The 24,248-nt window shown below is 43.2% G+C and carries 20 protein-coding genes; all 20 read left to right on the plus strand.

Features of this window, described 5'->3' with window-relative positions; all coding sequences use genetic code 11:
* Positions 1-321: 321 nt before the first annotated feature.
* The 20 genes from BMW61_RS02610 to BMW61_RS02705 all read left to right on the plus strand — a co-directional run bounded on the left by BMW61_RS02610 (position 322) and on the right by BMW61_RS02705 (position 24,236).
* The gene (locus BMW61_RS02610) at positions 322-2,220 is read left to right on the plus strand and encodes an endonuclease MutS2 (RefSeq protein ID WP_091819663.1); all 1,899 of its coding nucleotides are present in this window, start codon (positions 322-324) and stop codon (positions 2,218-2,220) included.
* 108 nt (positions 2,221-2,328) lie between these two features.
* A complete protein-coding gene (locus tag BMW61_RS02615) occupies positions 2,329-2,703 on the plus strand; it encodes a GntR family transcriptional regulator (RefSeq protein WP_022761284.1) in 375 nt (124 codons plus the stop codon).
* A complete protein-coding gene (locus BMW61_RS02620) occupies positions 2,703-2,894 on the plus strand; it encodes a hypothetical protein (protein ID WP_091819664.1) in 192 nt (63 codons plus the stop codon). The genes BMW61_RS02615 and BMW61_RS02620 overlap by 1 nt, the downstream gene beginning before the upstream one ends.
* Positions 2,895-2,980: 86 nt before the next feature.
* Positions 2,981-3,661 (plus strand): ABC transporter ATP-binding protein, encoded by a 681-nt coding sequence (locus BMW61_RS02625; protein WP_091819666.1) that lies wholly within the window; start codon positions 2,981-2,983, stop codon positions 3,659-3,661.
* A gap of 2 nt (positions 3,662-3,663) precedes the next feature.
* Positions 3,664-4,419 (plus strand): hypothetical protein, encoded by a 756-nt coding sequence (locus tag BMW61_RS02630; protein ID WP_091819669.1) that lies wholly within the window; start codon positions 3,664-3,666, stop codon positions 4,417-4,419.
* Position 4,420: 1 nt separating this feature from the next.
* Positions 4,421-5,317, plus strand: a complete 897-nt coding sequence (locus BMW61_RS02635; RefSeq protein WP_091819671.1) for a hypothetical protein — start codon at positions 4,421-4,423, stop codon at positions 5,315-5,317.
* Between the two features lie 69 nt (positions 5,318-5,386).
* The gene (locus tag BMW61_RS02640) at positions 5,387-6,073 is read left to right on the plus strand and encodes a response regulator transcription factor (RefSeq protein ID WP_091819673.1); all 687 of its coding nucleotides are present in this window, start codon (positions 5,387-5,389) and stop codon (positions 6,071-6,073) included.
* 8 nt (positions 6,074-6,081) lie between these two features.
* Positions 6,082-7,500, plus strand: coding sequence for a HAMP domain-containing sensor histidine kinase (locus BMW61_RS02645; RefSeq protein ID WP_091819675.1), 1,419 nt, complete (start codon positions 6,082-6,084; stop codon positions 7,498-7,500).
* Between the two features lie 82 nt (positions 7,501-7,582).
* Positions 7,583-9,430 (plus strand): cache domain-containing sensor histidine kinase, encoded by a 1,848-nt coding sequence (locus BMW61_RS02650; RefSeq protein WP_175475073.1) that lies wholly within the window; start codon positions 7,583-7,585, stop codon positions 9,428-9,430.
* Between the two features lie 13 nt (positions 9,431-9,443).
* Positions 9,444-11,054: a response regulator transcription factor gene (locus BMW61_RS02655; protein WP_091819680.1), complete on the plus strand. Its 1,611-nt coding sequence runs from the start codon at positions 9,444-9,446 to the stop codon at positions 11,052-11,054.
* A gap of 122 nt (positions 11,055-11,176) precedes the next feature.
* Entirely contained in the window at positions 11,177-11,629 is a 453-nt protein-coding gene (locus BMW61_RS02660) for a hypothetical protein (protein ID WP_091819681.1), read from the plus strand.
* A gap of 136 nt (positions 11,630-11,765) precedes the next feature.
* Complete coding sequence (locus BMW61_RS02665) at positions 11,766-12,938, plus strand: sugar ABC transporter substrate-binding protein (RefSeq protein ID WP_091819969.1); 1,173 nt, start codon at positions 11,766-11,768, stop codon at positions 12,936-12,938.
* A gap of 116 nt (positions 12,939-13,054) precedes the next feature.
* Positions 13,055-14,002, plus strand: coding sequence for an ABC transporter permease (locus BMW61_RS02670; RefSeq protein ID WP_022761272.1), 948 nt, complete (start codon positions 13,055-13,057; stop codon positions 14,000-14,002).
* A gap of 10 nt (positions 14,003-14,012) precedes the next feature.
* Positions 14,013-15,509 carry a sugar ABC transporter ATP-binding protein gene (locus tag BMW61_RS02675; protein ID WP_091819682.1) on the plus strand — a complete coding sequence of 499 codons (1,497 nt, stop codon included), beginning with the start codon at positions 14,013-14,015 and terminating at the stop codon, positions 15,507-15,509.
* 20 nt (positions 15,510-15,529) lie between these two features.
* A complete protein-coding gene (locus BMW61_RS02680) occupies positions 15,530-16,483 on the plus strand; it encodes an ABC transporter permease (RefSeq protein WP_242876593.1) in 954 nt (317 codons plus the stop codon).
* Positions 16,484-16,751: 268 nt separating this feature from the next.
* On the plus strand, positions 16,752-18,407 hold the full coding sequence (locus BMW61_RS02685; protein WP_091819684.1) for a L,D-transpeptidase family protein: 1,656 nt from the start codon (positions 16,752-16,754) through the stop codon (positions 18,405-18,407).
* A gap of 103 nt (positions 18,408-18,510) precedes the next feature.
* Positions 18,511-20,412: an EAL domain-containing protein gene (locus BMW61_RS02690; protein ID WP_091819686.1), complete on the plus strand. Its 1,902-nt coding sequence runs from the start codon at positions 18,511-18,513 to the stop codon at positions 20,410-20,412.
* A gap of 5 nt (positions 20,413-20,417) precedes the next feature.
* On the plus strand, positions 20,418-22,034 hold the full coding sequence (locus tag BMW61_RS02695; RefSeq protein ID WP_091819688.1) for an ATP-binding protein: 1,617 nt from the start codon (positions 20,418-20,420) through the stop codon (positions 22,032-22,034).
* A 116-nt stretch (positions 22,035-22,150) separates the two neighbouring features.
* On the plus strand, positions 22,151-23,863 hold the full coding sequence (locus BMW61_RS02700) for an ATP-binding response regulator (RefSeq protein ID WP_175475074.1): 1,713 nt from the start codon (positions 22,151-22,153) through the stop codon (positions 23,861-23,863).
* Positions 23,856-24,236 (plus strand): response regulator, encoded by a 381-nt coding sequence (locus tag BMW61_RS02705; RefSeq protein WP_091819692.1) that lies wholly within the window; start codon positions 23,856-23,858, stop codon positions 24,234-24,236. The genes BMW61_RS02700 and BMW61_RS02705 overlap by 8 nt, the downstream gene beginning before the upstream one ends.
* Positions 24,237-24,248 lie beyond the last annotated feature (12 nt).

The following is a 24,248-nucleotide window of genomic DNA, read 5'->3' on the forward strand; positions in this document are numbered from 1 at the left end:
ACTAATTTCATTGCAATACGGCCTCGTGATATTGCAATGAGCAAAAGATTCAATGAATCAATATTTGTGAGTCTGTGGTGAAAACTACCGGCTTATTAGATTACGCTTAATAATATTATGGGAAAGAGCCGCATTTTATGAGGTCATTTTTTGATATGTTTATTTATGAACCATGATATCTTTGGCGTAAGATATCATGGTTTTTTGTCGTTTAGGAGGAAAAGTGCAGGAAGGTTTTATGCAGATATTTGAACAGCACCTAGGTGTTTAGGAATCTGCTTGAATGATGAGAGGTTACCGTGAGGGTGACCGGAGGGAAAAATGAATACACAAACACAAATTGAATTCGATAAGATTAAAAATATGTGGGCAGAGCTCACAAGTACAGATTATGCAAAGGAAAAGATAAGAGAGGCTGACATCATATTAAATGAAAGGGAGCTTAGAAAGGAACTTCAGGATACCACGGATAGCCGAAAACTGATAGAAAAGCTGGGAAATCCTCCGGTGCAGAATGTCACTGAGATAAGAGAGATTCTAACGATAGCTGACACAGGGAGTAGCCTTACACCCTATCAGCTTGAGAGAGTTGAAAAGGTTCTTGTTGCAGTAGAGAGGATGATGGACTATCTGTCACGCGGTAAACAGTATGAAAATTCACTTGCATATTATGATGAAAATTTAAATCCACTTTATGAGTTAAAAGATGAAATCTGCAGACAGATAAGAAATGAAGAGGTGGATGACAGGGCAACAAAAGAACTTTATGAGATCAGGAATCGCATAACAACCATGGAAGAATCCATGAAGCAGAAGGCTGAGCAGATCATCAGGAAGAACAAGACATACATGGCGGATTCCTACTACACAATGAGAAACGGCAGAGTATGCGTTCCGGTGAAGAAAGAATGTAAAGCTAAGATACCGGGAAGTGTGATTGATAAATCTGCGACCGGAAATACGCTCTTTGTTGAGCCCGTAGGTCTGTCGAAGTGTTACGAGGAACTGGAACTTCTTCGTATAGATGAGGAGAACGAGGTTTACAAGATACTGTATATCCTTACGGCGATGGTGTCGGATGTTGCTCCGATAATGGAAGAAAACATCAAGATGATGGAGAAGCTTGATTACGTTTTTTCGAAGGGGAAGCTAAGCATTGATCTTGATTGCATCAAACCTGCCATAAATCTTGAAAGGCGCATAAAACTTACTAAAGCAAGGCATCCGCTAATGGATAAAGAGGTAAATGTTCCGCTGGATTTTTCACTTGGAGATGAAGGGGTAAACGGAATTGTGATAACTGGACCGAACACCGGCGGAAAGACTGTTGCCATCAAAACTGTCATGCTGAGCTGCTACATGGCTCAGTGCGGACTTCATGTCCCCTGCAGGGAGGCAGATATCTGCATGAACAGCAATTATTTGTCGGACATTGGAGACGGTCAGAATCTTTCCGAAAACCTGTCGACTTTTTCGGCTCATATTAAAAATGTTCTTGATATACTCGGAAATGTAAATCAGGAAAGCCTTGTAATCATGGACGAGCTTGGTTCTGGAACAGATCCTGCAGAGGGAATGGGAATTGCTGTTGCGATATTGGAGGAGCTTAGAAAGAGCGGCGCGAACTTCCTTGTGACAACTCATTATCCGGAGATCAAGGAATATGCCTCAAGGGCTGAGCATATTGTGAATGCGAGGATGGCGTTTGATAAGGAGACGCTTCGCCCGACCTATGAGATGATAATCGGAGAAGCCGGAGAGAGCTGCGCATTTTATATTGCAGAGAGGCTCGGTATGCCTGAAGAGATGCTGAAGGTTGCAGCCAAGGCCGCATATGGCAAGGACTATGAGTTTTCGTGTAAAAAGAATGCAATAAGAAAACGAGGCACCGGAAAAATCGTCAAGGCAAAGAGAATACATTCCACCGCAGAGCTGGAACAGAAATTCAGTATTGGCGACAGCGTTATGATATATCCCGACAAGAAGATAGGTATTGTATGCGAGCCCATAAATAAAAAGGGAATTCTGAGGGTGCAGCTGCCAAACAAGAAAATCTACATAAACCACAAGAGAGTAAAACTGCATGTAAAGGCAGAGGAACTTTACCCTGAAGATTACGATTTTTCAATTATATTCGATACAGTTGCGAATCGAAAAGCCAGGCATGAAATGAGCAGGAAGCTCACGGATAAAGTCATAGTTTATGATGAAAACAGCTGACAAGATGCAGATGTAAACACTCTCTTGATAAAAAATTTTAAGTATAACAGTATATAACAGTTGACAACAGTTATATACTGTTATATGCTGTTTATGGAGGATGGTGATATGCATATCATTTTAAATAACACCTCGATGGTGCCAATATACGAACAGCTTGTGAATCAGGTGAAGAATGAAATAATAAGCGGCGAACTTGCGGAGGATGAAGCCCTTCCTTCTGTCAGGGCATTATCAGGAGAGCTTAGGATAAGTGCTTTAACTGTAAAAAAAGCCTATGACAGGCTGGAAGAAGAAGGTTTTGTCGTAACGGTTCACGGCAAAGGAACCTACGTCGCTGCAACTGATAAGTCTCTTGCCATGGAGGCGAGAAGGAAGACAGTGGAGGATGACTTTGCGGCAGCAGTGCAGAAGGCAAGCGCGGTTGGACTTACCAAAGAGGATATTCTTGAGATTGTACAGATCATATTGGAGGAAAACTGATGGTTAAAGTTGATAATCTTGTTAAAAACTACGGCAGTTTTAGGCTGGATGTTTCAATGGAAATACCGGACGGAACAGTTACCGGGATTGTTGGGAAAAACGGCGCAGGAAAAATTAGAAATTGTTTAAAAGGAGATGTTCATTATATTGGACATCTCTTTTTTTGCGCGAATACATTTTTCCGGGAATGAAAAATCTTTAGGAAATCTTTAGGTTGGCTTTAAGGAGACTTTTATTTGCCCTGTTACTATATGAACTGTAAGGAGGAGCAAGACAGATGAGCGACATAATGGTTTTGAAAAATGTAAAAAAGACATATAAGGAGATGACGGCAGTAAATGACTTGTCACTGAATATTAAAAAAGGCGAGGTGTTTGCACTACTTGGAGCAAACGGAGCAGGTAAGACCACCACAATAAAAATGATACTGGGACTTGCAAAGGCAAGCTCAGGAGATATAGAGATTGAGAGCGGAGCGAAGATTGGCTATTCACCGGAGACACCGTATTTTCCCGAATATCTGACAGCAATGGAAGTGATGAAATATTACGCGGGAATAGAAGGTGACAAATCCAAAAAAGATACAGCATATCTTAAAGGCCTTTTGGAACTTACAGGACTATCGGATAACAAGATTAAGGTAAAGAACTATTCAAAAGGTATGATCCAGAGACTGGCACTTGCACAGGCACTGATCTCTGATCCGGACATCCTGATTCTTGATGAACCCACAGCTGGACTTGATGCACTTGGAAGAAAACATAATCTTGAACTTCTGAAAAGACTTAAGGAAGAGGGAAAGACAGTTATTATCAACTCCCACATACTGCATGATATAGAGGCTGTTTGTGACAGAGGCGTGATCATGAAAAAGGGAAAAGTGATAGATACCTGGACCAAAGGCGAAAGCGAAGAGAGACTTGAAGATAAATTTGTGAGACTTGTAGGAGAGGAATAATCATGGAAATCGTAGTTAACGTAATAAGAGAGAAAATCCGCAAAAAGATGTTATATGTGACAATGGCACTGGGAATTATTGTGGTAGCTGTTTTTTCAACAGATATGGGTAGCCTCACTATCGGAGGAAAAAGTATAAAGGATTATCATGTGCTTCTTCCCATACTTATAAACGTTCTGAATTTCCTTAATGGTGCGATAGCTCTTGCAATCTCATGTTCAACAATTCCACAGGAGTATGAGAGAAGAACAAGTCATCTGATTTGGTCAAGAGGAATCAGCCAGAGCAGATATCACATGTGCCTTGCAGCAGGCAATATAGTGGTGTCCTGGATCTCCGGAATTATATTATATGCTACACTCGGAGTATTCGCTGTAGTAAACGGATATTCAAATATCCTTGGAAGAATAGCGATGGCAACGGTTTTCATGATGATCTATTCGGCTTGTATCTGCATGCTCACATCGGCGCTTTCAATCAGGATACCCACACTTTTTACAGGAACGATAATGGTAATCATTCTGGTCTTCGGAGCACTTAGAGATGCACTTAAGCTTTTGACCGCAACACTTACGGGAGTCGGCGGAGCAGTAATAAAGAGAGCGGTAATGCTCATTCCGGATCTTGCCGGCATCAGTAATCAGGCAGGCAATCTGGTTCAGGAAAAACCTTTAAATATTCATGTGATCATAATGGCATTTTTAGTGATCTGGGTAGCAGGACTTATGGTAATGATCTTGAGAAGAGAGGAAGCATAAGATGATGAAAAAAGCGGGATTTGTAATATATATGTTGGTTGGAGCAACTCTGGTGGTTTCGGGTTTTGCAACAACCGAGAGGGGACTTAAGGAAAATAACAGGGAAATGCTCTATAAGGTTGCTGAGGATTATGAAGAGCTTGGTGACATGGGTTTCAAGGGTTTTTGCCCACTGGATTATAAAGTGGCATTTTCGGATTCTGAGAAGGATGTTGTCGTAAGCTATGACGGCGGCGAGTGCAATTATACCAAGAGAGATGCTGTTTACGGAGGACTTGTCGGAAGTATATATCAGGACGGCGATGAGTTTGAAGTGGTTGTTCCCGAATATGATACCTGGATAACACTTGAAACTGTAAATAATGAGCCCCTTTCCGCTGTTATCTGGCATGAAGGCTTCCATGCATATCAGAATTCCTATCATAAGTTGTACGAAAAGACTACGCAGAATGTACTCTCCGAAACAGAGCTTTCAGAGATCGCTGATTCGGACAATGAGGCAAAGAGATTGTTTTCAAAGGAGATGGAGGTATTAAGCCGCATATTTACTGATGAAAACAGTGGCGATGTAAACGAAATTGCGATAGAATATAGCAAAATAGCTAAGGAGAGGAGGGGACTTCTTAGTGAGCAGGTGAACGGCTCTGAGGATTTTTATTTAATGATGGAAGGCTCCGCATATTATGTGGAATCACTGGCTGTGAGATACGAGAACGGCGAGGAGACATACCAAAAGGAATACCTTGGTACAGCGTCGAAATACGTGGACGGAAACGCAAAATACTATCGTCTCGGAATGCTTGAATGTATGCTTCTTGATAAGCTGGATCCTGAGTGGAAAAACTCCTACAGCTTTGACAGAACATTCGAAGAAGTGATTGATGATTATATCAGCTGAATCCATACTGAGAGAGGGGAAAAGAATCATACATCAGAGCTCAAGATAATACAGGGAACGGAGGAAGGTATGGAATACACAGTACTTGGGGCAGACGATGAAGTAGAAATACTTAATTCGCTGGAATTGTTTTTGAGCAAAGAGGGGATAAGACTTCTCAAGGCCGATAACGGAATATCGGCCTTGGAGTTGTATAAAGAAGAAAAGCCGCACATGGTGCTGCTTGATGTTATGATGCCGGGGCTTGACGGATTCTCAGTTCTTAGAAAGATACGTGAGATAAGTCATGTTCCGGTTATTATGCTTACGGCAAAGACGGAGGATTATGATAAGATTCTCGGGCTTGAGCTTGGGGCGGATGATTATATTTCAAAGCCCTTCAATCCCATGGAAGTTGTTGCGAGAATCAAGGCACAGCTTCGCAGAAACTACGACTACCATGAGAAATTTGACAAGGTGTATAAAGCTTTCGGAATAGAACTTAACACCGATGCAAAGTCTGTAACAACGCGAGGGGAGAGTATAGCTCTTACCGGTACAGAGTACAAAATCTTAGAACTTCTGATGCCTCATCCGGGGCATATTTTCACCAAACAGCAGATATCCGAGTATGTGTGGGAAAGTGACTACGCTGCTGATGACAGCACTATTATGGTGCATATAAGTAATCTTCGAAATAAGCTTAAGAAAGCAGATAAAGAAGCTGCAATGATTAAGGCAGTCAAGGGACTTGGCTACAAATTCGAGAAAGAATAAATCCGGTTATGAAGAAAAAGAGAGTAAAGAAGAAAAGCATTTTTTCAAGGCTTGTAAAAAGTTATGTTCTGTTTCTTGTTGTGACTATCGTGCTGTATCTCACTTTGACTTTGGCAATAGTGATGTATCTGGGTAATGGGAGTCTTTCGAATGCTTCACCGCAGACGGTTGTGAAATACGATGGAACAATCAACGACACCGAAGTTTTGGAACACAGCGGAGGATGGGTTGAGGAACTTGACGAAAGCGGTAACGTAGTCGATGTTGTGGGAGAAAAGAAAACAGATAAGTACACCTACAATATCGAGGAGCTTGCGTATTTGGTCGACATGGGATATGTGGCATCCAGCGGCAACGGAGTTATCATAAGTCAGCATGAGGCTACCGACAAAAAGATATATTCGGCATGTGCCAGATATGTGGGAGATCCTAAGCGCGTTTTTTTGGTTTTTTACCCCACCGATATGGTGACCTACAGAGTTACATATATGCTTACAAACGAAACCGGAAACAGATACCTCGTATTTCTGCTGGTTTTTGCTGCGCTTTTCGTTGTTGAAATTGTAGGCATCAGTTTGTATCTAAAAAGGCACATCGAAATGCCGCTTAAGTTCCTTATGCAGGGAATGGATGAGGTGAGTGAGGGAAAAAGAGATGTGGTCATAGACTACATTACCGATAAGGAATTCGAGGGCATCAGGGACAGATTCAACAGCATGGCGGAAAAGCTGAAGGAGAGTGAAGATAAAAGACATCAGGTGGAGCAGAGCAGAAATTTGATGCTGCTTGAACTTGCTCATGATATAAAAAATCCTATCGCTTCCATAAAGGGGAGTATCTGTGCGCTTGAGGAGGGCCTTGTTCCCGAAGAGAAAGTAAATGATTATTACAAGACTATCGAGATGAAGGCAGAAAGAATAAGGACTCTTACCGAAGATATAAACACCAGTCTTAAGATGGAGAGTGACGAGTATAAGCTGAATCTGGAGAAGGCGGATGTATGCGAGCTTGTACGCAGAATCTGCGCAGAGTTTTATGAGGATATCACAGCTGCAGGAAAGGAATTTGATATAGATATATCAGAGGAGTCGCTTTTTGCAGAGGTGGATACGCAGCTCCTCGGAAGGGCGATTAATAATCTCCTAGGTAATGCCAACAAGTATAATGAGACCGGAAATAATATCGCAGTCAAAGTGTTCGATGATTCAGGCAGAATAACGATTGAAGTCTCGGATGATGGCGAAGCTATAGCGGAGGATTTTGCCGCGAGAATGTTCGAGTCCTTTGCAAGAGGAGATAAGACCAGGAAAACCGATGGGGGAACGGGACTTGGTTTGGCAATTTCCCGCAAGATAGTTGAAAAGCACGGGGGGACTCTCAAATATAAACGAAGTGATGAAAAAAACTGCTTTATTATTGTCCTGTAAAAATATAATTATCAATTCTGTGTGTAGTATGTTATTATCTTTTTCAAAGTAGGTATGGTTATTGTTTTAGGGGACAATGGGTATGATAAAAGGGAAGTGGACTATGCGCCAGGCCATTTTAGGGCTGGTTACCTTGTGTACGCTTTTTGCGATAATTACGCAGACGGTGGTGTTTGAAGTTATTTCGAGGCAGCAGATTAGGGGAGAGAGCCTTTTAAATAACAATGAGACGCTTCAGCGCATAGAGGCGGAGTTAAATTCTTATATTCACGATGTTTCTGTCAAAATGCAGACCATTTACAATGAGACTGATATGGTCTACGACATGAGAAATTCCGGTAAAAATCACAAATCTAAAGGTGATCATTATTTTGATGCCTGGCATCTTTCGGAGAGGCGCTTCGATTCGGAAGACCAGCTTCTTGCCATGTATATATATGATAACCGCAATAATCTGATAAGTTCTTTCAGAAAACAGCCTTATAATTACCCACAAGATCTTTATAATACAGAGCAATATGTTAATGTTGCTCACCTTAAAAGCTATCTCAAATCTGACGACTATGCGCTGATGTTGTCGGGATATCACAATGAGGAGGCCGATCAGGACGTACTTCGTTTTGTGCTAAAGCTTCATACCTATGATGATGACAGATCGCAGTTCGGGTATCTGGTGTGCGATTTCAATACGCAGAATGTTGAAGATATCATGAGTAAATACATATCGTCGAGAGATGTGTATGTCTGGCTTCAGCCAAGGGGAGATTCTCCGATAGCACAAGTGGGTAATACCACGAAGGAGGAGAGCAAGATATTTTCCGAGCTGACAAAAATAGTTGCAACTTCAATAAATGAGTTTCCACAGTTTGAAAATGAATACGGCTCTTTTTATCTAAACAGCAGAAATTCCGAAAAATATAATCTGCACATTATCATGCTGACTCCGCAGTCGCTGATGATGCATACCCAGAGTGCACTTGCGAGGACGCTGATAGTAATTGCGATTTTCATCATTCTGGTAACTCTGATTCTGGGAACCAGGATTTCCGGATTTATATATACGCCGGTGGAACAGTTAAGTAAAACAATCATTAAGATTAAAAACGGTGATACGGATCTTAGGGCCAAAACTGATGGCTGGAGTGAAGAGCTCAAGGTCATGGGTGATGAGTTCAATGATATGCTTGATCAGATAAGCCGCATGGTTCAGGAGGAAACCGAAGCAAAGGTGCTGATGGAGAGGACGCAGTACAAGGTGCTTCAGGCACAGGTTAATCCGCATTTTTTATACAATACACTGGATACCATGAGCGGAATTGCGGCGTCTCAGGACTGTACATTGGTGAGCGGACTATGCCAGTCGCTTTCCGCGATTTTCAGATACAGTCTTGATATCTCGGATACACAGTCGACGTTGCAGCAGGAGATGGCACATGTCAGAAACTATCTGTATGTAATGGATGTCAGAAACGGCAATTCCATCAAGTATATTTATAAGATTGATTCGGATACTCTGGAGGACAATATTCCGAGGATTACGCTGCAGCCTATTGTTGAGAACGCGCTTCAGCATGGTCTTAGGAATACGAGGAGGAAGGATAAAGAGCTTATTATTTCCGCAAGACATGAGGGTGATAAGCTGGTAATTGTTATCGAAGATAATGGCGCGGGAATGGATGCCGATGCTATGAATAAACAGCTTGATGAGGCAGATATAAGCAGGATTGAGATGGGGCGTTCAATCGGTGTCATGAATGTGAATGCGCGCGTGAAAAATGTGTATGGTGATGGGTATGGAATTCATTACGAGAGCAGTCCGGAGACGGGGACAAAGGCTGTGATCGTACTGCCTGTGGTCAAAGCAAGGAAGGAAGAGAAGCTTCAATTATCTGCAATTGAGCAGGCAAGACTGGCACTTGGCAGTGAATAAGGGGAGGTAATATATGGGAGCAAAATACAAGGTGTTGTCGGCGGACGATGAACTTTGGAGCCGCGAGAATATTAGAAGAATGCTGTCGTGGGAGGATTATTCCATCGACTTTCTTGAGCCTGCCTGTGACGGGGAGGAGGTCCTTGAAAGGATTCCGCAGGAGAAACCGGATATAGTCATTACGGATATCAATATGCCCTTTATAAGTGGACTGGAGCTTCTTGATAAGATTCACACAGAATATCCCGATATTATAACGCTCGCAGTCAGCGGTTATGATGACTTTCAGAAGGTGAAGGGTGTTTTCATGGCAGGTGGAATCGACTATCTGCTTAAGCCTGTGGGGAGAGAACAACTGGTAGGCTCTCTTAGTAAGGCGCTGAAAACTCTGGAGGAGAGGGAGGCTGAGAAGGCTTCGAAGGAAGATAACCGTCTCAGGGAAAATTATATTTCGTCCTTTTTTGAGGATGATGAGTTTTCCTCGCTATTAAATGGTAAGCTCTTCAGACCGGGGAAAGAGTCCCATGTGCCAAGTACCAGAGTGTTCTCGGAGATATCCACGATTCTTGTGAAGTTCCATGATGTGGAGATTTTGAAGCAAAATTACAATAAGGACGTCCTTAGGATGTCCTATGATATCAAGGAGAGACTACGCGAACTGATCGACGTGGAAGGTTCGATCGTCTTCCAGTATACGGATAAGGTGAATGAATTTATTATCGAGTTAAATGCTACACCTGCAAGGCTCCGGCTTATAGCAGACCGCATCTACGCTGCTTTTCCGATAGAAAAACAGGGACCTGTCACTATCGTGCTCCATGCTCAGGCGAGCTCCCTTGATGATATAGCGACGGTGTACAGAGAGATGATCGCGGAGCTTGTTTCAAGGCCTTTTGGACGAAGACACAGCATCATCGCCTGCAACGGGATAAGGAGAAAATCAAAGCTGCAGGATAGATTTACTGACAGACTGGAAGCTCAGATTGCGACGTGTCTTGAGAATAATGATATATCTAAAGCGAGAAGCCTTATCATGGAGACCGCAGGGCTGGAGAAGTGCGACAGTGAAGAGTGGAGCCTATTTGAGGTTACCCAGTTTACAACAAGAATGATAAATATTATAGCTGAGGCGGATAAAACCAGTAACAGCCGGACATATGAAGAGGTTCAGGATGCAATCAACTATGGACTGAGGTCGCTGAATAAAGATATCATTCTGGACAATATCGAACTGGCGCTTAGAATCGGAGCAGGTTCGGGGGCTGCTTCAAATGCGGGAAGTTCGGAGAACTCCACGATAAGTGAGCAGGTTGAGAGCGTTCGTGATTACATCGCGGAGCACTACATGGATCATCTGACCTTGTCGGATTTGGCACAGCAGTTTTATGTGGAGCCGAGTTACCTTTCGAAGAAGTTTTCACAAAAGTACAATGAGACCATTACGGCATGTATCACCAGGTGTCGCATGGAAAAGGCAAAGGAACTTATGGAGGATGAGAATAATAAGCTGGAGGTTATTTCCTTTAAGGTCGGTTATGATGACTATAACTATTTCAGCAGAGTGTTCAGAAGGTGTGAGAAAAAAAGTCCGACAGAGTATCGAAACAGTATTTCAAAAAAGTGATAGTAAGTTTTTCTAAATTGTGCTAATTGTCACAAAGTCATAATTGCTAATATAAACTTCGAGAACAGGGAATTAACAAACCTGTTCGCGAAGTTTTTTGTTTTGGGGAGGAGGATAATCCGGTGTTCTACCATAGAAAAATCACAGCAATAATCGCTGCAGCTGCGCTGAGTGCAGCACTGCTTGTAGCAGGATGCGGCGAGAGCAGACAGGCGAAGATAGATACCAATGACGGAGTAACAAATATTCTTGATTACGTGACCGTGGACTTCAGTGGGAAAAATGGCGAAGGTACAGCCTATGTAAACGTTGACTACGACGGAATCGAAACCGAGATGGTCGGCGGCGAGGAGAAGATAAAAGAGATGAATGAGGTTGATGATTTGGCAGAGCTGACAAAGTACATCAATGCGGTTTCTTCAATTTCATTCAGCATAGATAAGAATAAGGAACTGTCAAACGGAGATCAGGTAGTGGTGTCAGTCTCCTATGACAACACCGCGGCCGAGGCAGCAGGTGTGGATTTCGGAACGCAGAAGAGTAAGACGTACGAGGTGAAGGGACTGAAACGATAAGCCCCTCATCCGGCGCTGCGCGCCACCTTCTCCCCGTGGGAGAAGGCAAGTGAATGGTAACAATTCCGGTTCGTGGATGGCTCGGATCGGTGAAACAATAATTTTTTTCAAAGGCAAAAAGGAGGGTTACAAATCTATGAAAAAGAGTATCAAGAGGTTGGGAGCACTGCTCATGACCGGTATCATGGCAGCATCTTTGATAACAGGCTGTGCTAACAGTGGCAGTGCAGGATCTTCGGGATCAGCATCCGCATCCGGATCTGACAAGATTAAGATCGGTGTTTCAATCTGGAGTTCCACGGACGTACTTGGAAGCCAGTGTAAGAAAATCGTGGATAAGGCAGCTAAGGCTAACGGCGTTGAAGTTCAGTATGTTGACCAGGCTCATGTATCTGAGCAGGTTACAGCATCTGTTGAGCAGCTCTGCGCAGCAGGATGCCAGGGAATCATCATTTGTAACTCGGCTGATTCCGAGATGACTTCAGCTATCAACACATGTACAGAGCACGGCGTTTATATCGCTCAGTTCTTCCGTATCATATCTGAAGAGAACAGCCCTGAGGTTTATAAGACAGCTTGCAACTCCAAGTATTATGTAGGCGCAGTTCATGAAGATGAAGTAACAAACGGCTATACACTTGTTAATCTCCTTCTTGAAAATGGCGACAGAACCATCGGACTTGAGGCATGGACAGTTGGTGATGCTACATTCCAGCTTAGATGGAAGGGCTATCAGCAGGCTATAGATGAGTGGAATTCAGCACACGCTGATGATCCCGCAACAATGACTGAGCCCGTATACGCTAACACATCTTCCGAAGAAGGTGCTGCAGCAGCTATGTCACTTTACAATTCAAATCCCGGTATGGACGCTCTTATCGTAGCGGGCGGCGGCGGAGATCCCCTTGTTGGTTCAATCGGCGCTTATGCTAACGAAGGTCTTACAGGCAAGATCGACGTTGTATCAACAGACTTCCTTGATGACCTTGCAGATCAGCTTAAGTCAGGCGGAATGTTTGCAGAGTCAGGCGGACACTTCTGTGATCCTCTGTTCGCATTCTATCTTGTACTTAACGCAGTTAAGGGTAACTATGTGAAAGAAGAAGGAACCTTCGGTTATGAGATACTCTTCCCTTATCTGTATGTATCATCACCCGATGATTATGCAAACTATGAGAAGTACTTTGTAAACGATGATCCTTACACAGATGATGAGCTTGCAGAGATGGCTAATTACAGCTTCGACGATCTCAACAAGGCAGCTTCCAATCTGTCAATCGACGACGTTATTTCCCGTCACAACAACTAATCCAGGTTAAAAGCTCTGCCGGATCTCCTGCCATCCAGGAGGTTCGGCGAGCATGACTGTATAGGGACTTTAAGAAATACAGATTTGAAAAGTATACCTCATTACGGGAGGAGTATATGAATAAGTTTCAGGAATTTAAGCAGAGCCACTGGTACGGACTGGTGCTTCTTGCTGTTTTGACATTTGTGTTCTGGGCGTTTTTCAAAATACTGGCGCCGCAGACCTTCGGAGATTTTGACAAATTACAGACATATTTGAAAACGGCTCTTTATTATGCGGTAGGTGGCTGCGGCCTCTACTTTATCTGCGTAATGGGACCTTTTGATATGAGCGTGGGTGCAAACATCGTGCTTTCATCGGTGCTTGCCGTAAATATGAGCGAACGTTTCGGATATGCGGGACTTCTCATTGCGCCGATTATAAGCGGTGTGCTGGTTGGCCTGCTTAACGGACTTGTATATATAAAACTCAGAATTTCGTCACTCATCGTAACCGCAGGACTTTCGCTGGTTTACGAGGCGTTGTCTATCTTTGCCACAAACGGAAAAGAGGCTATTCTGGCTCCGCAGTACAGAGCTTTCGGTGATTATCCGGGGAACCTCATTCTGGCCCTGGCGGCATTTTTCCTCTGCGGTTTTATTCTCAAATATACCAAGATCGGAACATACACCTATGCCATTGGATCCAACGAAGTTGTTGCAAAGAATATGGGTGTAAATGTAGATAAGTACAAGGTTGTAGCATTTGTGCTCTGCGGACTTTTCGTGGGAATCGAGGCTATCCTTACTATTTCCTACGGAACTTCAATGACAAGTGCATCCAATCTTGCTTCCATGAGCCGAAACTTCCCGCCTCTTATGGGAACGTTCTTCGGACTTGCTTTTAAAAAGTACGGACATCCGGTTATCGCCATAGTTATAGGTGAGTTCATAATTCAGTTGTTGTTCCAGGGCTTCGTTGCTCTCGGAGCACCGACTACGGTACAGAATATCGTAACCGGTATTGTGCTGCTCGCGATCGTAACCATGACCATCAAGCCTGTTAAGGGCGTAGTAGTCAAGTAAGGAGGGAGACATGAGCGAAGTTATTTTACATGCCGAGAAAATCGATAAGAATTTCGGCGTTACTCACGCAATCGATCATGTGACTCTCGACTTTAGCAAGGGCGAGGTGCATGCACTGATCGGTGAAAACGGCTCCGGAAAATCAACCTTTACATCCTGCCTCACAGGTATTTATCACAAGGATACCGGAACCTTTACATTAAACGGAAAAGAAGTAAATGCAAAAAATCAGGTCGACGGAAATTATCAAGGTGTCGCAATTATTGTACAGGAGATCGGAACACTTTCCGGACTTACCGTGGCTGAGAATATCTTCCTCGGAAAAGAGGATGAGTTCACGAAGTTCAAAGTAAAGAACACAAAGAGCATGAATAAAAAAGCGCAGGCGCTTCTTGATTCCTACGGCTTCAGCTATATAAAGGCGACGGACATCATCGATAAATATAATTTCGAGGACAGGAAGCTGATAGAAATCGTAAAAGCTACACACTTTAAGCCGCAGGTTCTTGTGGTGGATGAGACCACAACGGCTCTTGGCGAGAAGGGAAGAAAAGAGCTCTTCAAGGTTATGAAGCAGACTAAGGATGACGGAAGATGCGTCATTTTCATCTCTCACGATCTTGATGAGGTTATTGAGCAGTCGGACAGTATCAGCGTACTAAGAGACGGTGTTCTTATTGATACCGTAAAAAGTGACAGTGTAACTACCGATGATCTGAAGAAGCTCATGGTAGGCCGTGAGATGAGTAACAACTACTACCGCACGGATTACAATGAGGAGATATCGGGTGAAGTGGTCCTTAAGGGTGAGCATCTGACTGTGCCGGGTGAGATCGAAGATTTTTCAATTGAGCTCCACAAGGGCGAGATTATCGGAATCGGCGGACTGTCGGAGTGCGGAATGCATGAAGTCGGAAAAGCTCTTTTCGGTGCTTCCTATGACAGAGAGGGAAGCGTAACTTTGTCTGATGGTACGCAGATAAATGATATCAAATCCGCCATCGACCACAGCATAGCTTATGCCTCGAAGGACAGGGACAACGAGTCACTTGTAATCAATGATACGATTCAGGATAACATCTGTCTGCCGTCCCTGGAGGACCTCAAGAAAAACCACATTCTTCACGCGAAGGACGAGAAGGCGTTTGCCGAGAAGTTTGCAAAACAGATGAGTACCAAGATGGAAGGTGTGCATCAGTTTATGTCGGCTCTTTCCGGAGGTAATAAGCAGAAAGTTGTATTGGCCAGATGGATTGGGAAAGACTCGGATATAATCATTCTCGATTCTCCCACACGAGGAATTGACGTCAAGGTTAAGGCTGATATCTATCAGATGATGAATAAGATGAGAAAGAACGGAAAGTCGATCATTATGATCTCGGAAGAAATATCGGAGCTTCTTGGTATGGCTGACCGTATCATCATCATGAAGGATGGACGAAAGAACGGTGAATTCAAACGAGCCGAAGAACTTAAAGATACAGACCTTATTGCAAAGATGGTATAAGCTTCGGGATGGAGGAAGATATGGAGAATGAGAAAAAAATAAAGGTTCCCTTCATGGAGAGGCCGATAGTAAGAAATATAATGCCTTTTGCAGGTTTCATATTTATTGTGGTGTTGTTTGCGATTCTTACCGGCGGTCAGCTCTATACGGCAGGAAACTTAAAGCTTCTTTTGTCACAGTCATATGTGCTTCTTATAGCCTGCGTGGGAGTGTTCATGGTAATGACTATGGGCGGACTTGATTTCTCACAAGGCTCTATGCTCGGCATATGTTCTGTTGTAATTTGTTTTTTGTCAAATATAAATATTATGCTCGCGGTTATATGCGGAGTTATAACAGGTGGAATTATCGGTCTTGTAAACGGATTTTTTAACGTAAAGCGCAAGATCACATCTTTTATTGTTACTATCTGCAATATGTATCTGCTTCGCGGAATGGTGGCCTATGCTACGACCAAGAGCCCTGTTTACGGTGTGGCAAATATCACTTCCTATAATACTATCGGTTTTAATCTGGTGTTTACCGTACTGATACTTGTGGGTGCGTTTGTGGCATTCCAGTACACCGGTCTCGGCAACAGACTTAAGGCTATAGGCGCCGGCGAAACCGCAGCGAGATTTGCGGGAGTAAGAGTTGAGAAAACCAAGATGCTGGTATATATGGCAGCGGGTATGATAACAGGCCTTGCGGCATTTATAAACAGTATCAAGGTAGGCTCCGTTACATCAACGGCAGGTAACCAGCTGGAGACGCAGATCATGATAGCGCTGGTACTTGGCGGAATGCCTGTAAACGGTGGGGCCAAGGTTAAGTTTTATAACATAATCCTTGGAGCTCTTACCTACAAGATTCTGACAGCCGGACTTGTAATGCTCGGAATAGAGCCCAAAACACAGCAGCTCATAATGGGTATCGTATTCCTTGTAATGGTTGCGGTTTTTGCAGACAGAGAAACGGGAATGATAGTTAAGTGATGTTTTGTTAGGGGATAAGCGCTTCCGGAGGATTGGTCCGGAAGCGCTTTTTATAGCCCCTCATCCGCCCTTCGGGCACCATGTCTACGCTCCGCTTCGGTCCGCGCTGAACCGACGTCCCCCGGACGTCGAGCGCCCCCGAAGGGGGAAGGCAAAATAATTGGAATGGATATTTAAGGGCCCTGGTTATATAATAAGAAGATAGACTTGAAGGCGCTTCGGTTATTGCGAAGTGCACGGCACTAAGATTTGAGGGGTAAATGAAAAAATGAGTAACAAAAGAAAAGCCGGAAACATAGCAGGCATAATTCTTGCAATTACCTTTGGAATACTTGCATTTGTCTATATAGGATTTGCAGTATATTTTATGGGGCATTTTTCCTATAACACATATGTTAATGATATTCCTGCTTATAAATTAACTGCAAAAGATATAGAAAAAGAAGTAACCGACGGAATTAAGCGATATTCGCTTGTAATTAATTCAAGAGGCGGTATCACGGACACTATAACTTCCGACGACATCAGTCTGTCGCTGAGGATTGACGGTCAGTTTGACAGAGCATTAAAGTCACAGAATCCGTTTTTGTGGCCATCATATTTCTTCAAGGAGACCAGGCTTACAACTGATAACATAGTTGTTTATTCGAAGCAGACTTTGGAGGAAAAGATAGAAACGCTTAATCTTTTTGCTCCGGAAAATGTCAGAGAGCCTGTGAATGCTTATATTCCCGATGAGTCCGGCGAAGACGGATTTTATATAGTTCCGGAGGATCAGGGACAGTCCCCCATAAAGGATATGGTTGTAGAAAAGATTACTGCAGCGCTTGATGTTCTTGAACCTGAAGTTACGATTGACGATGAGTGCTATAACGTACCTACGATTTTTCAGGATAATGAGGAACTTATAGCATATAGAGACAGCCTTAACACCTATTGCAAGGCGATCATTACCTATACCTTCGGTGATGAGAAGCTTGTGGTGGATGGCACAAAGATAAAGGAATGGTGCGACATAGACGGCACAAGTGTTACGCTGAATCCCGAAAAGGTAAGGGGATTCGTAAACAGTATGGCGCGCCAGTATGATTCGTTTGGAAAAAACCGTACCATCATTTCCCACACCGGTGAAGAAGTTACTATAACCGGTGGAGATTATGGCTGGTGGATGGACAGAGCAACTGAGACCTCGGAGCTTATCGAGGCTGTGAAAAACGGAGAGAAGACAGACAGAACTCCTGTGTACTTTGGAACGGCAGCAGCTTACGGAGAAAATGACTGGGGTAATTCATATGTGGAGATAGACCTTACTGCTCAGCACCTTTGGGTTTATAAAGATGGTGTGGCAGTTATTGATTCCGACTTTGTTTCAGGGTGTGTGAATAAGGGACGTACTACTCCTACGGGCAGCTATGCGATAACCTACAAGCAGAGAGATGCGACGCTTGTGGGAGAGAACTATGCTTCGGATGTTAAGTACTGGATGCCTTTTAACGGAAATGTCGGTATGCATGATGCGAGCTGGAGATCGGAATTTGGAAAATGGTACTACATCATAAACGGTTCGCACGGCTGCATAAATCTTCCGACTTCCAAAGCAGCTGAGATCTATGAGGTTGTGGAAAAGGGCGAAGCGGTATTTGTATACGGAGGAAAGACTGAGCCTGAGGAGGTTGTAACAAGAGAGGTGACCAATCCCGAAACAGGAGAAGTTACAACTATTAAGATGCCTATAAGTGCAGTGCGTGAGGAGGAAGCAGCCGCTGCTCAGGAAGAAACCACTCAGCCCCAGGAAGAAGTTACTCAGCCCCAGGAAGAAAATACCGGTGTCCAGGGAGAGAATGTTGAGACTCAGGAAGCAACTTCTGAAACGACTGGAGAGAATGCTGAGGTACAGGAACAGAGTACTGTACCGGAGGGGTGATGCCCGATACTTCTGATTTTTGCCGCGAGGTATGACCCAATCCGGATTTATGGTAAAATTATTACAAGTGAAGGAAAAGTTTTAATTAACCGAGGGGAAAGAAATGCTTAATTGGAATGTCAGTCTTGTTGTTCCAAGCTTTCTGGTTTTGCTCATAATTATGGGGTACTATTTTGCTCTTCCGCGTCTCCCGGTAAGACTGAACAAAACCTATCTGGCTATTCTTATAAATGAAGGCGTAGTAATGCTTTTTGATATAATCTCGAGCTGGGCAGACAATATGCATGACATATTGCCGGTGTGGCTTCTGGTTATATTAAATTCGGTCTATTTTTTCTCGCTGGCACTTCGTATCTTCCTGTTTTTTGAGCTGACTACTATAGTTCTCAGGGTCAATATCTGGAAGAATAAAGTTGCGGCAATTCTTTTATGTATTCCTTATGTTGCAGAACAGATAATAATAATAACCGGTATGTTTACCGGGAATATTTTCTATATTAATGAAAACGGGTATAACCGCGGACCGCTGCATTTTACAATTTACGTGTGTCTGTATTTCTACCTGTTTACTTCTTTTTTCATGATCTATAAATTCAGGATGAGGATCCGAAGAAAGCACGAGAGGGTAAGTATATTGTGCTTTAATACGATTATCTTAATCGGATCTATTTTCAGAATTACATTACCCACGCTGCTTTTATACGATACCTTTTGCCTGATGGCACTCATTATAATTTATCTTTCCTTCGGTAACCCGGAGTTTTATTTGGAACGCAGAAATATGGCGTTTAACAGTAAGGCTCTTCGAAGCTACATCGAAGAAAATGAGGAGCACGGTAAATACAAAATTCTGGCATTTGTTATTAGGGATTACCATGATGTAAGGGAAATATACGGTACTACTCAGATGGATCAGGGAATCGCACTTATTTCCGCATATCTTAGGGTGAATTATCCGGATTGTCTGGATTTCTATAATCAGGGAGGACGATTCATCCTTCTCGGCGGCGTAAATATGGATTGGGAGGAAATTCACGAGGAGCTCCGCCATAGATTCATGCTGCCCTGGACCTCTGACGATGCCGAACTTTATCTGGAGGCTGGCTTTGCGCTTATAGATTGTACCGAAGGGTATTTTTCCGCAGATGAGGTCCTCAATATGATCTCGATAATGCTGGAAAAAGCGGATGTTCTCGGGAGCGATTTCAATATACTGGCAGATGAAAATGTGCTTTCTGAATTCCAGGACAGAATAGAAGTAAAGCGGTGCATGGAAAATGCCATAGACCGGAAGGCTGTCGAAGTATTCTTCCAGCCTCTTGTGTCTGCCAAAACCAGGAAGCTGGTCGGAGCTGAGGCTCTTGCCAGAATACGGGACAACGACGGACATATCATTCCGCCGGCGGCTTTTATTCCCCTTGCTGAGAAGAACGGAAGAATAAACCAGCTGGGAGAGCAGGTATTTGAAAAGGTTTGCCAGTTTATTTCGGAAAATGACGCGAATATAATGGGACTGACTTTTATCAATGTGAATCTGTCTCCCATACAGTTTATGCGCTCAGATTTGGGAAAGGGATTTTTATCAACCCTCAATATGTATGGTATTACACCGGACAGGATTCATCTCGAAATAACCGAGGAGTCCATGACCGATGAGCAGCAGATGGAGAAACAGATCCGTCTGATGCAGAATTATGGCTTCAAATTTGTGCTTGATGATTACGGAAAAGGATATTCCAATCTGACAAGACTTAAGAAGAGCCCCTTCGTAAATGTAAAGCTTGATATGGAAATCGTGTGGGATTACTGCAACGCTCCGGATGAAATACTTCCTATGATGGTAGAGGCTTTTAAGAAGATGAATTTCGAGGTAACAGCAGAAGGAATTGAGACTGAAGAGATGGCTTGGAAAATGACGGAGCTTGGCTGTGATTATTTGCAGGGAATGCTGTTTTCTGCTCCTATTCCTGCTGAGGACTTTGCCCAAAAATATGCGAAGGGTTAATCACAATGAAAATTGGGAATATTTTAAGCGCGCATCGCGTTAAGTTCATAATATATGTTTTTCTGATGCTGATCAGCTTGTTTTTGGGCGGCGTGGCAATTGCCTACAGATGGGAAATACTGTGGGTTTTGTTTTTTACGCTGCTTTTTGCATTGTTCCTGGTACTTGCGGGATATGTGTACATGTCCAGCCAGAGAGACAGTGCTTACGATGTCCTGAGAAAACAAAAGGAAAGTGATGAAGAAGAGGCAAGGCGCAGAATGGAATATTTTGCAAATATGTCTCATGAGATCAGGACTCCAATTAATGCAATTCTGGGTTACGACGAGCTTATTCTGAGAGAGTACAATGATCCTGCACTTCGCCAGTATGCGTACAATATTCGCTCTGCCGGAAATACACTTCTGTCTCTCATAAATGATTCACTGGATTACTCGAGGATAGAAGCCGGTAAAATGGAACTGTTCATTGCCGAGTACGACGTAGGCACGGTTATCGAGGATATGATGAGTCTTATCAGACCGAGAGCGCTTGCCAAGGGACTTGATCTTAAGGGATTTGTTAATGAAAACATTCCGCGAAGGCTTTATGGTGATGCCGACAGACTTAAGCAGTGTATTGCAAATCTTCTTACCAATTCCGTTAAGTACACCGATGAAGGTGAAATTGATTTTTCCATGGATTTTGAGGCACTGCCTGTTAACCCGGGATCAGATAATGAGGAGATTCTGCTCAAGGTTGCAATAAGAGATACAGGTATAGGCATCAGAGAAGAGGATTTACAGAAGCTTTATAAGCCCTTCGAGCGTATTGAAGAGGATAAGATAAAAAATATTGAGGGAAGCGGCCTTGGTCTTTCAATCGTAAGGCAGATATTATCACTTATGGATTCTGAGCTGAAGGTTGAAAGTATCTACGGAGAGGGAAGTAATTTCCATTTTTCAATTAAACAAAGGGTTGCCGGAAGGGAACCTGTGGGAGATTTCGAGAAGAGCTATGCGAGAAATGTCGCAGACAAGAATCATTTTGCAATAAGTTTCACTGCTCCGGAGGCAAGAGTGCTTGTGGTTGATGATGCGGAACTGAATCTGGCGGTTATGGAAGGACTTCTTAATGGCACAGGTATACAGGTTGATTCTGCTCTTTCGGCTACGACAGGCTTGGAGCTTGCAGAGAAAAATGATTATGATGTGATTTTCGTTGATCTTAGAATGCCCGGAATAAACGGCGGTGAAATGATAAGAAAGCTCCGCGGAGATTACGAGCCGGGGCATGACAAAGGAAAATATAATTCAGGTAAAAAATACAGGAAGAAATATAATTCGGATAAGGACGCTGCAATAATCAAAAATAGGGAGACACCCTGCATAGCTCTTACGGCAGGGGCTCTTCAGGAAACAAGGAGTGACTATAAAAAGCTCGGATTTACGGATTATCTGTTAAAGCCTGTGGCATTCAAAGAATTGGAGATGATCCTTCAAAAGTATATCCCGGCAGATAAAATAAAACGCATGTCTGTGAAGGATATTATGACAAAAAAGAAAGACGTTCCGCTTTTGGATACGGAAGAAAAGCTGAGTGAAGCGTTAACAATACTTGCACAACGGGAGCGTGTGAATTGATACTCAAATACAATATATTTCTGGAGCTGGCAACGGTTCCGCTAAACTTCATATTGTGCGTGTTTTTCCGCTTGAAATATAAGGAAGACACAAGGGTAAACCGAGAATTTAAAATTTTGGCTTATCTTGTGTTCATGGGGACGGTTATAGATATAGTGGATGCAGTACTTATCAGTATTGGCGCCGGTGTACCTGTAGCCGTTAAGTATCTGGTAAATACATTAAACTATGTTCTGGCGACTACAGGAGCATATCAGTTCATAAGATATGTAATAGCTTATGTAGGGGATAAGTACAATAAGACCACAGGGGCATTTATCAATAAAGTGCTTTTGGGAATTTATGCCGTAATCATTATTCAGAACATTTTTACGGGAACGGTTTTCTATTATCTTGATAACGGGCAGCCCATGGCCGGTGCGCTTTTTATGATGATAGTGTATGCGTATCCCCTATACTATATTCTTTATGGCGGGGTTTTTATACTGAGTCATCCGGAGAGCTATGCCAAGAAGATGAAGTATGCGCTCGTTGGAACCTTTTTCTTTATGATAGGACTCTACGCTCTCCAAATGTTTGTATACAGAAGTCTTCTGGTCACTTATTTTGCGGCATCACTCGCAATACTAGTGATGTTTCTCACCTTGGAAACTCCGGATTATGCAAAACTTCAAAAGACCCTGGAGGAATTGTCCATTTCAAAAAGAGAACTCGAAGCTTCAAATATCAGGGCTACAGAAGGAAGCCGTGCAAAGACAAGGTTTCTTGCGCAGATGTCAAATGATATCAGAACTCCCGTAAATGCAATCATGGGATATTCGAATCTGATCCTGGCTGATACAAACGAGGAGACGACAAGAGAATATACGAGACGTGTAAAAATATCCGCGAAGCGACTCTTGACCTTCTTTGAAAACGTGCTTAATTATGTGTCGGAGGAGACTGATGAGAACGGACCAAGAAGATTGCCTTCCATGGCAGAGCTCATTGAGAGAGGTGATGAGCTTGAATATCTGGAGGATGAGAGCAGCGAAAGAAGTATAGGGCTTTCCGGAGCTCCGGAGATCAGGATACTTGTGGTGGATGATACGCCGCTGAATCTGGATCTAATGGTAAGAATGATATCGCCCATGGGCTTTACAGTGGATACGGCGACCGATGGTGAGAAAGCTATTTTGCAGGTCAGAAAATTCAGATATGACCTCATTTTCATGGATCATCTGATGCCTGTTATGGACGGTGTGGAAGCACTGAAAATCCTTAGGAATGAGAGGCTTTGCGATAATACTCCTGTAATTATGCTGACTGCCAATGCGATCGCGGGTGAGGAAGAGAAGTATTTAAATGAAGGGTTCGCAGCATATCTGACAAAACCTTTTACAGAGGATAAGGTAAGGGAAGTGCTTAAAAAGTATCTTCCAAAGAAGGATGCAAAGGCCAGAGATGATATGGATATCAGTGCCTGGGAGAACCTGCAGGAAAAGCTGCCGATGCTTCGCGTGGCCAATGCCAGAGAATATCTTCTTCATGATACGGCGTTGTACAAAAAGATATTAATCTCCTATTCGGAGGAGGATGTTTCTTCCGATCTTTCCTTGGCGGTAAGGGGCGGAAATTATGAAGAGGCGATAGCGATCATCATGTCGGAGATTCACAAAGCAAAGCTTATAGGTGCGGAAAGTCTTGTGAAGATGGCGGAAAAGCTTGAACTGTTATGCAGAAAAAAGGAGTTTGAACTTTTACGTGAACGAATCGGTACATTTATAGCAGAAAAAAATGCGCTTTCAGAGTCAATAATTACGCAGTTACAGGTGGAAAAGGGTGAGTAAGAAAATTTTAATCGTGGATGATTCCGGAACGGAGCGACTGTATCTCTCGGAACTTCTTGGGAAGATTGAAAACATTGAGGTTACGGAAGCAGACGGTCCGGGTGCCGCTATTGGGCAGTTGTCCATAAAAAAATATGATCTGATCTTTATTGATTATTTCCTAAAGGGGAGTCTTGGGTCGGATCTCAAAAAAATGATACTGGAAAAAAATCCCGGTGACAACGCAGCTACAAATGCAATTGTACTTGGGAGTGTCACGGATTTTCAGGGGGATTTTTTGAAGAAAACCGGTTTTATTAATTATCTGGAGAAGCCGGTAGAGTTTAATATGCTTAAGGCTGCAATTTCAATGTATGCAAAGGCTTCTGATTAAGGGGGATCAGGC

Origin of the sequence: Butyrivibrio sp. ob235 (assembly GCF_900109475.1) — a bacterium.
Taxonomy (GTDB): domain Bacteria; phylum Bacillota; class Clostridia; order Lachnospirales; family Lachnospiraceae; genus Butyrivibrio.